The following is a 16,318-nucleotide window of genomic DNA, read 5'->3' as shown; positions in this document are numbered from 1 at the left end:
CCATAGCTTATACGAGGTGATTAAAAATGATTTTAGATAAGGAATTCATAAAGTATGCCTTTAAGCAGAAATTAATGAGTTTATATGCAGAGGATATAAGTGAATTAAATAAGTATCATTACTTTACAGCCCTAGGAAACCTGGTGAAAGACTATATTTCAGAGGGTTTAATGAAGACAAATAAGTATTACTTAAATAATAGACAAAAACAAGTTTACTATTTTTCAATGGAATTTCTCATAGGAAGACTTCTTGAAAGTAATCTAATTAATCTTGGTATAAGAGATGTATGTAAAGAAGCTTTAACAGACCTTGGAGTAGATTTTAATGAAGTTTTATCTGTTGAAAAAGATGCTGGTCTTGGAAATGGTGGACTAGGAAGATTAGCTGCTTGTTTTTTGGATTCAATGGCATCAATTGGAATTGCAGGTCATGGTTGTGGTATAAGATATAAACATGGACTATTTGAACAAAAAATTGTAAATGGTTATCAAGTTGAAGTTCCTGACAATTGGCTTAAGGAAGGCTATGTATGGGAAACAAGAAAACCTCATAAATCTGTTATAGTTAAATTGGGTGGAACTGTTGATCTTATTAAAGAAAATGATAGCTTTAAAGTAATATACAAAAATTATGAACCTGTTCTTGCAGTACCCTATGACATACCTGTTGTTGGTTATGATAATAATATTGTAAATAATTTAAGGCTTTGGAGCGCAGAAACTGTTGATGAGGATTTTGATTTTTCTTCTTTTAGTAATGGGGATTATTTAAAAGCCGTAGAATATAAATATTCAGTAGAGTCCATTACTCAAGTACTGTATCCTGACGATTCAAATGAAAAAGGAAAAATTTTAAGATTAAAACAACAATACTTTTTTGTAAGCGCAGGCCTTCAAAGTATATTAAGACGATATGAAAAACTGGGCTTACCTTTAAATAAACTAGATGAATATATAGCTGTACACATAAATGATACCCACCCATCTGTTGCCATAGCAGAATTAATGAGATTATTGGTTGATGAAAAATCAATGCCTTGGGAAGAAGCCTGGAAAATTACTACTAATGTTATGGCTTATACCAATCATACTATTTTAGCTGAAGCTTTAGAAAAATGGCCAGTTGATATGTTTAAAAAACTTCTTCCTAGAATTTATATGATTATAGAAGAAATAAACAAAAGATTTTGTGCAGAAGTTTTTGATGAATATAATGGAAATTGGAATAAAGTAAATGAAATGTCCATTATATCTAATGACACTATAAGAATGGCTTATCTTGCTATTGTAGGAAGTCACTCAGTAAATGGAGTAGCAAAGCTTCATACAGAAATATTGAAAAATCAAGAACTTAAAAATTTCTATGATTTTTATCCTGAAAAATTTAACAATAAAACTAATGGTATAACCCATAGAAGATGGCTTATGGAATCAAATCCTAAGCTTACTAATTTAATTAATGAAACTATAGGTACAGATTGGATTAAACATCCTTTAGAATTAAAGAAACTAGAAAGCTTTGCACATGATAGTTCAATTCAAGACAAATTTGCAAATATAAAAAGAGATAATAAAATAACTTTATCCAATTACATTAAAAATAAATACAATATTAACGTCAACCCAAACTCTATATTAGATGTTCAAGCTAAGAGACTTCATGCTTATAAAAGACAGGTTTTAAATGTACTAAACATCTTAGATTTATACAACAGATTAAAAGAAAATCCAAATTTAGATATAGTTCCAAGAACATTCATATTTGCTGCCAAAGCCTCACCTGGATATCATCTAGCAAAACAAGTTATAAAATTAATAACCAGCGTGGCTGATAAAATAAATAATGATACTAGCATAGGAGATAAAATTAAAGTAGTTTTTCTTGAAAATTACAGTGTCTCCTTAGCAGAAAAGCTTATTCCTTGTACAGATGTAAGTGAACAAATTTCAACAGCTTCCAAAGAAGCTTCTGGTACAGGAAATATGAAATTTATGATGAATGGTGCGGTCACTATAGCTACCTTAGATGGAGCAAATGTTGAGATAAAAGAAGCTGTTGGAGAAGATAATATTGTAATATTTGGTTTAACCGCTAGTGAAGTAATTGAATTTTATAAAAATAAGAACTATCACTCTAGAGATATCTTTAATAATGATCCTAGAATCAACAAAATTTTAACTCAACTTACCAATGGATTTTTAAATGTATCCAATTATGAATTTAATGATATATATGACAACCTTTTATTCAAAAATGATGAGTATTTTGTATTAAAAGATTTCGATGCCTATGTAAATGCTCAAAATAAAATAAATCAGCTTTATACGGATAAAGCAAAATGGCAAAAAATGAGTATAATAAACATTGCTAATTCAGGTATTTTTTCTAGTGACAATACTGTAGCAAAATACGCTGATGAAATATGGAATATAAAAAAAGTGTATTTAAAAAGTCAAGCACTTGATTAAATTGGAGGGACACTAAATGAACTCAATTTCAATTTTACACAATTCCTGGGATTCCTTTTTTAGATGTCCTTTTGGTGCAGTTGAATGTGACAAAGATATTCACCTTAGAATTGAAATAACTGCAAATTCTTATGTTAATGTTGTCAAGCTAGTGATATTTGATGATTATAATAAAAATTATTATCCTATGAACTTTGAATTTAAAGAAAATGATAAAACTGTCTTTAATTTTAATTTAAAAACTCCAGCTAATCCTTCTTTACTTTTCTACTATTTTGAAGTGTGGATAGATAATAAAGTTCTTTATTATGGAAATAATTCTTTATTGTCTGGTGGAAAAGGAGACCTTTATGAAAGCTCTCCTCTTCCTTATCAAATCACAGTTTTCGAAAAAGGATATAGTACACCTAACTGGTTTAAAAATTCTACAATTTACCAAATATTTGTAGATAGGTTTTTTAATGGAAATGCTGATAACTCTATATTGAATCCTAAAAAAAATACTTTTATCTATGGTAATTGGTATGATAAACCTATGTATATACGAAATCCTGAAACCAATGAAATATTAAGATGGGATTTTTATGGAGGAAATTTAAATGGTGTTCTAAAAAAGCTTGACTATTTGAAAAATTTAGGTGTGAACGTTATTTATTTTAATCCTATATTTGAGGCACGCAGCAATCATAAATACGATACTGGTAACTATAAAAAAATAGACAGTATGTTTGGTGATGAAAGCTTATTTAAACTACTTGTAAAAGAAGCTTCCTTAAGAGGTATAAGTATAATTCTGGATGGAGTTTTCAGTCACACAGGCTCTGACAGTTTATATTTTAACAAATATAACAATTATGATTCTTTAGGAGCATATCAATCAAAGGATTCTAAATATTACTCCTGGTATAATTTCAAAAACTATCCCAATGAATATGAATGCTGGTGGGGAGTATCCGATTTGCCAAATGTCAATGAACTGAATGAGGATTACTTAAATTATATTGTAAGGGATGAAGATAGCGTTATAAATCACTGGATGGATGCTGGAGTAAAAGGCTGGAGATTAGACGTTGCAGATGAACTTCCTGACGAATTCATAAAAGAATTAAAAAAGATAAGCTCCAAGAAAAATTCAGATTCTATAGTTATAGGTGAAGTCTGGGAAGATGCTTCAAATAAAGTAAGTTACAGCAAAAGAAGAGAATACTTTTTAGGAAAAGAGCTGGATTCTGTAACTAATTATTTAATGAGAGATTGCCTTTTAAATTTTCTGTGGAACAATATAAACGCTGAAACTTTACACAATAAATTTATGAGTTTATATGAAAATTATCCTCACCATAATTTTTATTCCTTAGTTAATCTTATTGGAAGTCATGATGTTGAAAGAACTTACACATTACTTAAACAAATTGCTAATAATTACATGGTAAATTCCTTTAATAATTTGGATGATATATGTTTTAAGTTATTAAAAATAGTAACATTGATCCAATTTACATTTCCAGGGGTCCCTCTTTTATATTATGGAGATGAAGCAGGACTTGAAGGACTTAAAGATCCTTATAATAGAGCTACCTATCCTTGGGGATTTGAAAATAAGAAAATATTAAATTGGTATAAAAACTTAATTCATATAAGAAATGATAACAAAGCCTTGAGAACAGGAAAATGGAAACAAATGTACTTTTCTGATAATGTATATGGTTATTTTCGTTATATAGATAATAATGAAGATGAATTTAATATTCCTTGTGAAAATTCTTTGTGTCTCATACTAGTAAATAAGAGTCCAACTGAAGGCTGCAATATTAAAATAAATATGGACAACTATAAATACAGTAATTTAACTAACTTACTAGACAAATGTGATAAGATAGCTTTTGATAATAATGAACTTAATCTTTTTATTAAACCTTTAGATGCAAAACTATATATCGGAAATTAAATATCACAATTTATTGAGTACTTTAATAAAATATATAGTATGAATATTGAGTAAGAAATTTTAAGGAGATTTTTTCATTGTTTAAATTAGAGCCTATGAATTTTAATTTTTCTACTGTAAAAGGTATTACCGAAGATCAATTAATGCAGCATTATAAATTATATTCTGGATACGTAAAGAAATTAAACGAACTGTGGAATTTTCCTGTAGATGCTAGAAAATACGGTGAAGGTAATTCAACTTATAGCAATATGAGAAGTCTTAAATTAGGAGAAACTTATGCTTTAGATGGAATTACCCTTCACCAATTATATTTCGAAAATATATGTAATAGTTTTAAAAAACCCTATGGTGAAATACTTAATTTAATAACGAGAGATTTTAAAAGCTTTGAAAATTTCAAGGAGTATTTAACAAATGTAGGGCTCTCCATGAGAGGTTGGGCTATTTTAGTCATAGATCCTATAGATAATAAACTCCATATCATAGGTTCTGATGCTCACGATGTTGGAGCCTTGTGGAACTGTTATCCTCTACTTGTCATGGATGTATATGAACATGCTTATTTCATAGATTTTCAGACAGATAGAAAAAAATACATTCAAATATTTATAGAAAATATAAATTGGAAAATAGTAAATGAAAGACTTGAAAAATACTATTTAATCAAATCTACATTGAACAATCTTAGGTGCTTTGGCAATAATTCTATATGCCCTATATGGTACATTTAAAAAAGCGGTACATTTTTTGTACCACTTTCTTTTTATTATTGATCAAATCGCTCAATATTGAATATTTTCCATCTGTTATCCTCAAATTTTAGAGTAACTTTTATATTTGATATATTAAGCATCATACTGCTAGTTTCTGCATAATTAACTTCTATAGTGTTACTATCAATGTTATTTCTGCTTTTCAACGTTTCTTTACTATCTATAAACATCCAGCCTATATTTCCTTCTGGAAGTACACCTCTATCATTTATAGTTGCAAATGGAATACGCTTCATTATAGTTGGCACATAATCTTTAGTATAATAATTTGAAATGGAGTTTTCAATTTTTTCCTTAGTGCTATATTGCTGTGAAGTAGGAAAATATAATTTACCATTATCTGAATATATCTTTTCCTTACGGTCTATGGATAAAAATATGTCTTCTACTACTACTTGAGAATTTTCATACAACTGATAAATTTCATCATCGGAAATATCTTTAGTATACCCTGCATTTTTTATATGATTTTCTATAGACTCACTTACCGCACCTGCTTGTCCATATATAATTGCATGCTTCATATTATCATTAACAGTGTAATTAAAATTCTTACCTGTAAGAAGAATGCTGTAATTATTTTTAGCTGCTATTACAGATCCAGAAAGTGCATCAGGAAATATTGAATCACTAGCCACAGCCATGCCACTTACATTATTGCCGTTCACATTCATAAGGTTTGATGCTACACTTTGACATGTAGTTCCATTTACTCTAAGGTAATTAATTCCTAAAGTTTTTAATTGACTCTCAATAGTATATGAACTATATGTGCCTATTATAGATACATCTTTAATTCCTAATTTTACAAGCTCATTTTTAGTTATATTATTAAGACTGTTACCATCTGCAAATAGTATTGCAGCATTTTCTCTAGCAGCATATGGTGCTGCAGTTAAAGCATATTGAAAACTGTTTCCTGGCGCTATGTAAACTTTTGTAATTTTCGACTTAGAATTTAATTCATCTGCTGCCTTACATGCAGTCTCATATCTGTCTAAACCAGATATCCTCTTTACATTGTATCCACTTGACTTAAGAAGATTTTCCTGTGATTTAGATACAACTCCAGTTCCACCTAATATGTAAATATTTTTAGCTCCCAGCTTAGTAATTTCCTGTTTAATTACATCTGGAGTACTATTTACATTTGTTAAGAGTATAGGACAATCTAAATAGTAGGCTAAAGATGTGCCTGTTATAGCATCTGCAAAAGCGTCATTACCTTCTGCATCTGCTAATACTACATTATCTGAATGACTCCATCCATAACTTGCTATTTTAGCTGATGTATCAAATCTATCTGCTCCTCCAAGCCTGGTTATATCTTGAACTTGGTTTGAATCAGCATGGACTTTATTAACTCCTATATTGACTCCTTGTAATGTTAAAATTGATAAAAGTAAAATTGTTGATAATAATTTCTTACTTTTCATATTATAATTGTCCCCCTTTTAATTCCTCATTTGTTAATTATAAAAATGTAATTATCTTACTTTAATATAGCCTGTTGATCTGTTCCATCCTTTTTAATCTTAAACATAGTCTTGTCCATTGCATTACAATATATATAATCTCCAGCTGAAATTATAAGTACAACTGGTGTCTCTGAAATTTTCTTTTTGTCATTCCCTTCTACAGTAATTTTATATAACTTGTTATCATCTGACTTATTTCTATAAAATATCTCATTTCCAACTACATTAAATATAGGAACATTATCACTGCATATTTGAGTTTTGTTGTTTCCGCTAGAATCCATTTTATAAAGTCCATTTTCTCCATTGTCAGTGTAGTAAATTTCATTATTATCTACAATCATTTTTGAAACAGAATATCCTACTAATTTTTCTTCTCCATCCTTCAAATTTTTCTTTTTCAATTTTCCATCTTTAAGGTAATATAAATATCCTGAAGAAACATTGTATATATCACAGGAATCTGAAATTGATTGTCTTGAATTTCCACCTGAAGATATTTTATATACTTTCCCACCATCACTTTCATTTTTATAATATATGAAATCATCTACAAATTGTAAATAAGAAGCTTTATCATCACAAATCTTTGTCTTTGCACTTCCATCTTTTTTAATACTGTAAATTTTTCCTCCATCAGTATCATTAGAATAATAAATATACTCCCTATTTTGAGTAAAATATCCTGAATCTTCACCATTCATTTGACTTACATTAAGTCCATCTGATGTCATTTTATATAATTTAAATCCTTGAGAAAAATTAGAATAATAAATTGTCCCTTTATCTTCTAAAACAAAGCAGCAATTTATAAGGTTTCCTGAAGTTATTCCCAAATTTATATCATTAGATTTTTTATCATTGTTATCCTTTCCAGAAAACTTTTTATCTTCATTTACACTCTGTGTTTGTGCATTTTTCTTATTTCCAAACAATGAAGAATTATTGTTTATAAAAAACATACCGCAAATTGTAATTAAACCAATAATTGCTACAGATGCTATTGCTATATATATTTTTTTACTGCCATTTTCAGTATTTACATTTTCACTTTTTAAATCATTAAACTGATTCCCATTCTTTTCAGATTGTTTAGTTTGATTTTGTTTAGCATATACACTTTCATTAGTAGTTTTATGTTTTTTACTTACATCTAAATCATCATTATTTAAATTATTGTGCTTAGATTTGATGCCATTACCTGGAACATGCGTTCCACAATATGTACAAAACTTTGCACCTTGTTTTAACTCTTTACCGCAACTCGTACAAAACATGATAATTCCCCCTAAATTTAGATACATTTCGTTTTACTCTAATAAATTATATTATATTCATGAATATTATGGAAGTAATTTTTATATTAAATGCAATTTAATTCATTGTTGTATTTAGAGCTAAAAAATATTACAAAATTAAAAAATGTAGTTCAATATAAAAAGAAGCTATAGTGTCTAATGATTAAAAAACATTAGACAACATAGCTTCTTTTATTACTTTTCTACATTTTCATGTTTGACATGCTTCCTACTATTTCAGGATTTACCATACCAAATATCATTGCCACATGAGCAACTACTAAAAACCCACTGACTAAAATAAAATGAATCTTCATCTTTTCTTCATCGGTTTTTCCTCTAAATAAAATTCCAAGCTCCATAAGTGCTATTGGAAGAAGGAATAGAACACCACTTAGATAGAAACCTACTGCTACAACATCCACCCAAGTATGCCATCCACCACTTTGAGTTAATGGTAATACAGCATTCATAAACAAATATATAAAGATACCTGTAAAATAAAATCCATCAAAAATACCTACAATTTTGTTTAAAGTTCTAATTCCTCCACTTTTTAATCTGTTAAACACAATAAAAAATTCTGTAATTGTAAGGGTTTCAGCCATTATAACTGGTATTGCCATAAATATTATAAGATTCCAAGGCTGGTTATCTGCTAAAAGAGACATATAATGTGTAATACTCATAATTTAATTACCTCCTGTTTATTTACTTGAGGTAATAATAGCATTTTTTTATGAAGATATTATAAAGATCTTCTAGATAAATAAATTTACATTGGAATCCTCTGCTTCTCCTAAATAATAACCTACTCCTCCTATTTTTACTCCCTCAATTAATTCTTCCTTTTTTATTCCCATAACATCCATTGACATCTGACAAGCTACTATTTCTATACCTGAATTTATAGCTGACTGTATTAATTCTTCAAGGGAGTTTACATTCTTATCCTTCATAACCTTTCTAATCATTTTTGCACCCATGCCGCACATGTTCATCTTGGAAAGTCCTAATTTTTTACTTCCTCTTGGCATCATCATACTAAACATTTTATCCATAAGACCTTTATCTGTTTTAATCTTTTCAGGTTTTCTAAGTATGTTAAGTCCCCAGAAAGTAAAGAACATAGTAACTTTTTTACCCATGGAAGCTGCACCATTAGCTATTATGAAAGATGCTATAGCTTTATCTAAGTCTCCACTAAAAACCACCATAGTTTTATTATCTTTTTGTAATACTTCACTATTTGAGTTCATATCATTACTATTCATTAGTTTTTTTTTACCTTTTCTTATAAGTGCTTCTACATTTCCTTTATCCTTTTTTCTATTTAACAATTCATTGTTTGTAGTTTTACACCAAGATTTTATATCTTCATAAAATCCAGGATCTGATGCAGTAACTTTTAAAACTTCTCCTTCTTTCATATCTTCAATACTTTTACCAACTTGCATTAATGGTCCAGGACAGCATAAGCCACAAGCATCTAAAGTCTTATTAAAACTTTCTTCTTTTTGTTCATTATACTCATTTCCATCACTTTCCAAGCTTACTTCTTCCATAACATTTGTTTTAAAATTAATGAAGCTGCCTTTATCATTTTTATTCATTACTACATCTGCAGGTTTAAATTTACTCATAGAGTAAGTCTTATATCCTCCAGTTAAATTTTTTACATTAAATCCATGAGCAGTTAAAATTCTAGATGCAATGTATCCTCTAAGACCTACCTGACAGTATATTAATATTTCCTTGTCTTTTTCCAATTTATTTTTTAATTCTCTTAAGTCATCTACAGGTAAGTTTAAAGCGCCTTCAATATGTCCATTGTCAAATTCTAAATCCGTTCTTACATCTACAAGCACACTGTTATCTCTATTTCTATTGTCTATATCTTCTGGAACTATTGAATTCATTCTTCCGTTTAGCACATTTTCAGCTACAAAACCTGCCATATTTACTGGATCCTTTGCTGAAGAATAAGGCGGTGCATAAGCGAGTTCCAATTCCTCTAAATCATAAATGGTTCCCTTAAGCCTCATAACAACTGCTATATCATCAATTCTTTTATCAACTCCAGCATATCCAAAAGCCTGAGCTCCAAGAATTTTTCCTTCTCCATTGAATATAAGCTTTATAGACATAGGAGATGCTCCTGGATAATAAGATGCACTGGATTGTGGATGAATGTATATAACTTTATAAGGTATGTTTTTGCTTTTCAAGGTTCTTTCATTATTTCCTGTACTTGCACCTGTAATTCCAAATACTTTTATAATTGCTGTTCCCATAGTACCTTTATACTTTGAATTTAATCCACATACGTTATCTGCTGCAATTCTTCCCTGTTTATTTGCAGGACCAGCTAATGCTATGGCAGTTTTACTCTGATTCACAAAATCAACTACTTCTACAGCGTCACCTACAGCATATATATTTTGCAAGCTTGTTTCCATATTGCTGTTTACTACTATATGACCTTTTGGTCCAAATTCTAAACCTGAATCCTTTAAAAATTCAGTGTCAGGTTTCACACCAATAGCAAGTATAACTATGTCAGCATACAAACATTTTCCACTGTTCAACATTACATTTATGCCATTATGTTCTTCTTTAAAAGCCTTAACTCCATCATTTAAAATAACTCCAACACCATTATCCTCTAATTCCTTTTCTGCAAAAGTAACCATATCAGAATCAAAAGGTGCTAATATATGAGGTGCAGCTTCAACTAATGCTACATTTAATCCCCTTTCTTTAAGGTTTTCAGCCATTTCAACCCCTATATAGCCTCCACCTATAACTACTGCATTTTTAACATTTTGATCATCTACATAAGCCTTTATTTTATCTGTATCTGGTACAGTTCTTAATGTAAATATTTTTTTGCTATTTATACCTTCTATAGGAGGTTTTAAAGGTGATGCTCCTGGTGATAAAATTAAATAGTCATAGTTTTCATTGTACTCACCTTTATCCTTGCTGTATACTGTTACTTTTTTGTTTTTAGAATCTATAGAAACCACTTCACTATTTACTCTGACATCTATATTAAATCTTTCCTTCATTGCTTCTGGAGTTTGAACCAAAAGTTTTTCTCTTTCTTTTATTCTTTCGCCTATATAATAAGGAAGTCCACAGTTTGCAAATGAAATATACTGTCCTTTTTCAAACATTATTATGTCTAAATTTTCGTCCAGCCTTCTAAGCCTAGCAGCAGCTGAAGCACCTCCAGCTACTCCCCCAACTATCAATACTTTTTTATTCATACAAATTACCTCCTCAATATTTTAGTTTTTAAATAATTCTTTTATTAATCTTACAGCCTTTTCATTAGAAACGCTGTAATAAATCTCAAGACCATTTCTTTTCCCTTCCACAATTCCTACTGCTCTAAGCTTTTGTAAATGCTGGGATATAGTGGATTGAGGCACTTGCAAACAATCTTGCATATGACTAACATTACATCCGCCATTTTCCAGCAGACCTTTAACTATACATAATCTAACAGGATGTGCTAGTACTTTTAATAATTCTGCTGATTCATTGTACTTAGAAAAATCTTTATCCATATCCATATATTTTTACCTCCATTATTAAGTTTAACTATCATCTATTTTCATATTCATTAATTACTATATTTATATATTACGATATACGAATTCAAATGTCAATAATATTTTAAAATTAGATAACTATTTTTCTTAAAATATAAAAGACCCCCTAATAATAATACCATTATTATTAGAGGATCTAATTTTAACATCGTTTATGAAATAAAATCTTATTTAACTATATTAACTTTTTCTCCATCACTTAATAAGCTTTGACCTTCTGTGATTATATCATCATCTGATTTTACATTACCTAATACTTCAATTGATTTATCATTTGAAATTCCAGTAGTGACAGCTGTCTTTTTTATCTTTCCATTTTTAACTTCATAAATGTAATTTACACCATTTTCTACCTTTACGGCTTGATTTGGAACAATTAATACATTGCTCTTATTTTCAGCCTGTAATGATACTTTAGTAAACATACCAGCTTTTAATTCACCACTTGCATTATCAATCTTAACTTTCACAGTATAAGAGTTATCCTTTGAATTAGTATTAGGACTTATATTATCTATTGTACCTTTTATTTCTTTATCATCTAATGCAGTTATTATTACAGGAACTGATTGTCCTACTTGGATTTTTCCAATTATTTTATCTGGAACATTTATTTCTGCATTTAAACTGCTTGAATCTATGATAGTAACTGAACCAGATTGTCCACCTGAAATTTGACCTACTTCAACATTTTTTACAGATACAACTCCTGAAATTGGCGCTGTAACTGTAGCGTTGTTTATTTGTATTTGTGCTGTGCTCACACCTGCTTGTGCTTGTGTAACAGCAGCTGCTGCAACCCTAGTATCTTGAGCTCCTATTTGATTCTCGAACAAATTTAAATTTTGTTGTGATGTTTGTAGATCCGCACTGGCAGTCTTGAATGTATCTGCCTTCTGATCAAAATCATTTTTTGATACAGCTCCTGTACTATACAACCTTTGGTAATTGTCATAATCTCTTTGTGCAGCATTACATTTTATTTGTTTGCTAGTAAGATCTTGCTCATAGCTTGTTAATTGCTTTTGATAATTTGAACCACCTGTTTGTTGTAACTTAGCATTTGCAGAATCCACCATTGCCTGCTGCTGCTGAAGAGTAGCTCTAAGCTCTGAAGTATCCAATGTAAATAATGTTTGTCCAGCTGTAACCTTATCTCCAACATTAACATTTACACTGGCAACTTTACCACTGCCTTTTGGCAAAACCTCTACCTGTTTTATAGGTTTTAAAGCTGATGCATACTGAACATCAGAAGATATTGAACTAACTTTTATTTTTTCTGTTTTTACGTTTTTAACATTCTGCTTTATTGGTACTTTTTTATTACCTTTACCTAGAAACCGGGAACCTACTGCTACAACAACTATCAAAACTACAAGTATTATTATATTTCTTTTCTTTAGTAAGCTTTTTAACTTAGCAGCGTTAAATTTAATACCTTTAAACTTCATACTGTCCTCTACCCCCTACATTCTTAGATTTTCTTTTTCTGAAAATAAAGTTCTTAAAATCTTCCATTAATGTGTAAACTACTGGTATTACAAAAAGGGTAAGTACCGTTGACATAAGCATACCACCTATTATTACTATGCCCATACTCTTTTTCAATTCAGCACCTTCTCCAAGAGATAGTGCAACTGGAAGCATTGAAACTATTATTGTAGATGTAGTCATTACTATAGGTCTCAATCTGGTAATTGCTGATTCTACAAGAGCCTCTCTTAAACTCATTCCTCTATCCATAAGAGTATTAGTATAATCTATAAGCAATGTACCATTTTTAGACGACAATCCTTCAAGCATGATTATACCAATAAACGACATTGTATTTATACTTTGCCCTGTTAGTGCCAATGCAATAAGTGCTCCCATTATAGCTGAAGGCAAGGACAACATTCTTATAGCTGGAGTCAAATATGATTGATAAAGTACTACCAGTATCATATAAACAAGAGCTACCGAAGCTGCTAAAGCTTTTCCAAGAGATGAAAATGAATCATCCATACTTTTTCTATCTCCACCAAAGCTTACAGTATAACCTGAAGGTATTGTAGTTGCTTTTAATTTACTGTCAATAGCCTTTGATACTTCTCCCAAGGATTTTCCTTGAGCAATGTTAGCACTAACAGTAACTATGTCCTGTTTATCTTCCCTTGATATTGATTGTTTAGTATCTGCTTTTTCAACAGTAGCAACCTGACTTACTGCTATTTGCTGACCTGATTGATTTGCTATTTTCATATTCTTTATATCTTCAACACTTTTTATTTGTCCATCCATGAACTTAAGAGTTATGTCATTTTCATTATCATTTGCTCTATATGTTCCTGCACTGCTGCCTGCTAATGCTACTCTAATAGTACTTCCTATATCTGAAGTAGAAAGACCATATTGAGAAGCAGCAAGATTATCTATATTTACCTTAATTTCATTATCTGTTTGCTCAGCCGAGCTTCCAATATCTGTAACACCTGGAACCTTCTTTATTATATCTTCAACCTCTTTTGACAATTCCTTTATGGTATCTGAATTACTACCTTTTATCTCAATAGCAATTGGCTTACTAGCACCACTTGAACCACTTTCTGATTCTGATACATTAAAGTCTACTCCAGTCAAATTTTTACTTCCAAAATCACGAACTTGACTTACAAGTTCAGTTTGGCCTTTTTTACGCTTATCCTTTGGAACTAAGTTAACAGTAATTTGTCCTGAAGCTGCTTGGGAGTTTCGTCCACTTGCTCCAATTGATGAATAGTAGCTTTTTACCTCTTTTAGTCCATTTAAATAATTTTCTACTTGTGCCACTTTTTCATCTGTTTGCTTTAATGTAGCTCCAGCTGATAGTTTTATATCAATAGTAAATTCACTTTGGTCGTACTTTGGCATATTTTCCAATTTTACTAATCCCATTGGGATAAGAGCCACACTAAATATCAATCCTATAATAAAAGCAATTACAACTTTTCCTCTATGATGTAATGATTTTATAATTAAACCTCTATAAATTTCTATTGATTTAGTAAATAATCCACTTTTTTCTTTAGTACTTTCTTCTGTCTTCTTAAGTAAACGTGCTGACAGCATTGGAGTTACTGTAAATGATACTATAAGCGAAAATACTGTAGCTACAACTATAGTTAGACCAAATTCTTTGAACATCTGACCTATTTGTCCAGACATAAGTGAAATAGGTGCAAATACAACCATATCACAAAAACTTATTGCTATAGCTGCTAGTCCTACTTCTTTACGACCACCAATAGCTGCCTCTATAGGAGGTTTTCCCATATCAAAATGCCTCTGTATATTTTCTATTACAACTATAGAGTCATCCACCAGAGTACCTACAACAAGGGATAATCCCATCATAGACAGCATATTCATTGAAAAATGCAATTCATACATCATAAAGAAAGTAGCTATAAGTGATGTAGGTATTGCAACTAAAACAACTAAAGAAGAACGTAAACTACGGAAGAATAAATAAAGCACTATTGCAGTAGTTATAATTCCTTCAATAAGATTGTGCTTTATTTGAACCAATGAAGAAGTAATAAAAGTAGTAGTATCCATTGCAATATCCATATTAATTCCACTTGGAATATCTTTTTTCATTGATTGCAATTCTTTCTTTACAGTATCTGCTACTTCTACTACATTAGCATCACTTTGCTTGCTAATTACAACTGCCAAAGTTTTCTTTCCCTTATATCTCATTATTGATGTATCTTCAGGAGCTTCTAGGCTTACTTTAGCAATATCACCAAGACGTACAGTTCCGCCAGCCGTTGTAGGGATTAACATATTTTTTACAGAATCTATATTATTAAATTGTCCAATAACTCTAACTGATTGATTCATATTATCCTGCTTAATTTGTCCTGCTGGTACAGTTGTATTAGCTGCTTGAATTTTACTGGATATGGTATTCGTGCTAACTCCATAATACTCCATAGCAGTTTTATCAATTCTTATAACCAGCTCTTTCTTTTGTGCGCCCATTATACTAACCTGTCCTACACCAGGTATTTTTTCTAATTTTTGCTTTAATGTATCCCCTTCATTATACAATTCATCAGAATTAGCATTTCCATTTAATGAAACTACTAGAATTGGAATAGCATTAGTATCCATTTTAAATATAGTCGGTTTGTCAGCATCTTTAGGAAGTCTTCTAGATGCATTGTCCATAGCTTTCTGCACATCTAGGTATGCCGTATTCATATTAGCACTTGACTTAAATTTTATCATAACAGAACCGCTTCCTTCTTGGGAAGTGGAACTAATAGTGTCAACGCCGCTTATTCCTGATACTGAATCTTCTATAGGCTTAACAATATCTTTCTTTATATCTTCAGCACTTGCACCATTATATGTTGTCATTATTGATAAAATAGGCATATTCATATCTGGTAATAAGCTTGATCCCATGCTTTTATAACCAAATACACCTAGTGCAAGTATTAATACTACAGCCATCCACACTGCAGTTGGTCTTTTTACTGATATTTCAGTTACACTCATGCTTTACCTCCATTAACAATCTTTACTATAATCTTTAGTATATCTAAATTCAAATACTACTGAGTTAAAAAACTTTTACATAATCACCCCCATAAATCCATTATTAACATTCATAATACATAGATAGCCCTAAATTAATCATTTTATATTTCTAACTTTTACTACTTTGTATAATTTAGTCATATTTACATGAATAT

At 30.2% G+C, this 16,318-nt stretch carries 10 protein-coding genes; 3 read left to right on the top strand and 7 right to left on the bottom strand.

The genetic code is table 11. The features are described from left to right. Positions 1-26: 26 nt before the first annotated feature. From Ccar_RS01225 to Ccar_RS01215, 3 genes are all read left to right on the top strand, one after another. The gene (locus Ccar_RS01225) at positions 27-2,471 is read left to right on the top strand and encodes a glycogen/starch/alpha-glucan phosphorylase (RefSeq protein WP_007060166.1); all 2,445 of its coding nucleotides are present in this window, start codon (positions 27-29) and stop codon (positions 2,469-2,471) included. A gap of 16 nt (positions 2,472-2,487) precedes the next feature. Further along, the gene (locus Ccar_RS01220) at positions 2,488-4,419 is read left to right on the top strand and encodes a glycoside hydrolase family 13 protein (RefSeq protein WP_007060167.1); all 1,932 of its coding nucleotides are present in this window, start codon (positions 2,488-2,490) and stop codon (positions 4,417-4,419) included. A gap of 77 nt (positions 4,420-4,496) precedes the next feature. Further along, on the top strand, positions 4,497-5,153 hold the full coding sequence (locus Ccar_RS01215; RefSeq protein ID WP_007060168.1) for a superoxide dismutase: 657 nt from the start codon (positions 4,497-4,499) through the stop codon (positions 5,151-5,153). A gap of 35 nt (positions 5,154-5,188) precedes the next feature. On the opposite strand, the gene Ccar_RS01210 is transcribed toward Ccar_RS01215, so the two are convergent. The 7 genes from Ccar_RS01210 to Ccar_RS01180 form a co-directional block, all read right to left on the bottom strand. Next, positions 5,189-6,631 carry a cell wall-binding repeat-containing protein gene (locus Ccar_RS01210; RefSeq protein WP_007060169.1) on the bottom strand — a complete coding sequence of 481 codons (1,443 nt, stop codon included), beginning with the start codon at positions 6,629-6,631 and terminating at the stop codon, positions 5,189-5,191. Positions 6,632-6,687: 56 nt separating this feature from the next. Then, complete coding sequence (locus Ccar_RS01205) at positions 6,688-7,950, bottom strand: zinc ribbon domain-containing protein (protein ID WP_007060170.1); 1,263 nt, start codon at positions 7,948-7,950, stop codon at positions 6,688-6,690. Positions 7,951-8,174: 224 nt separating this feature from the next. Then, positions 8,175-8,660, bottom strand: a complete 486-nt coding sequence (locus Ccar_RS01200; RefSeq protein ID WP_007060171.1) for a DUF6803 family protein — start codon at positions 8,658-8,660, stop codon at positions 8,175-8,177. 72 nt (positions 8,661-8,732) lie between these two features. After that, entirely contained in the window at positions 8,733-11,243 is a 2,511-nt protein-coding gene (locus Ccar_RS01195) for a CoA-disulfide reductase (protein WP_007064488.1), read from the bottom strand. A 21-nt stretch (positions 11,244-11,264) separates the two neighbouring features. Continuing rightward, positions 11,265-11,546, bottom strand: coding sequence for an ArsR/SmtB family transcription factor (locus tag Ccar_RS01190; protein WP_179945238.1), 282 nt, complete (start codon positions 11,544-11,546; stop codon positions 11,265-11,267). Positions 11,547-11,758: 212 nt separating this feature from the next. Next, positions 11,759-13,045: an efflux RND transporter periplasmic adaptor subunit gene (locus tag Ccar_RS01185; RefSeq protein ID WP_007060175.1), complete on the bottom strand. Its 1,287-nt coding sequence runs from the start codon at positions 13,043-13,045 to the stop codon at positions 11,759-11,761. After that, complete coding sequence (locus Ccar_RS01180; RefSeq protein ID WP_007064489.1) at positions 13,035-16,121, bottom strand: efflux RND transporter permease subunit; 3,087 nt, start codon at positions 16,119-16,121, stop codon at positions 13,035-13,037. The genes Ccar_RS01185 and Ccar_RS01180 overlap by 11 nt, the downstream gene beginning before the upstream one ends. Between the last annotated feature and the right edge of the window lie 197 nt (positions 16,122-16,318).

The organism is Clostridium carboxidivorans P7, from assembly GCF_001038625.1.
Classification (GTDB): Bacteria; Bacillota; Clostridia; order Clostridiales; family Clostridiaceae; genus Clostridium_AM; species Clostridium_AM carboxidivorans.
Note: the sequence above shows the minus strand (reverse complement) of the source record. Positions and strands in the feature narration are given on the sequence as shown.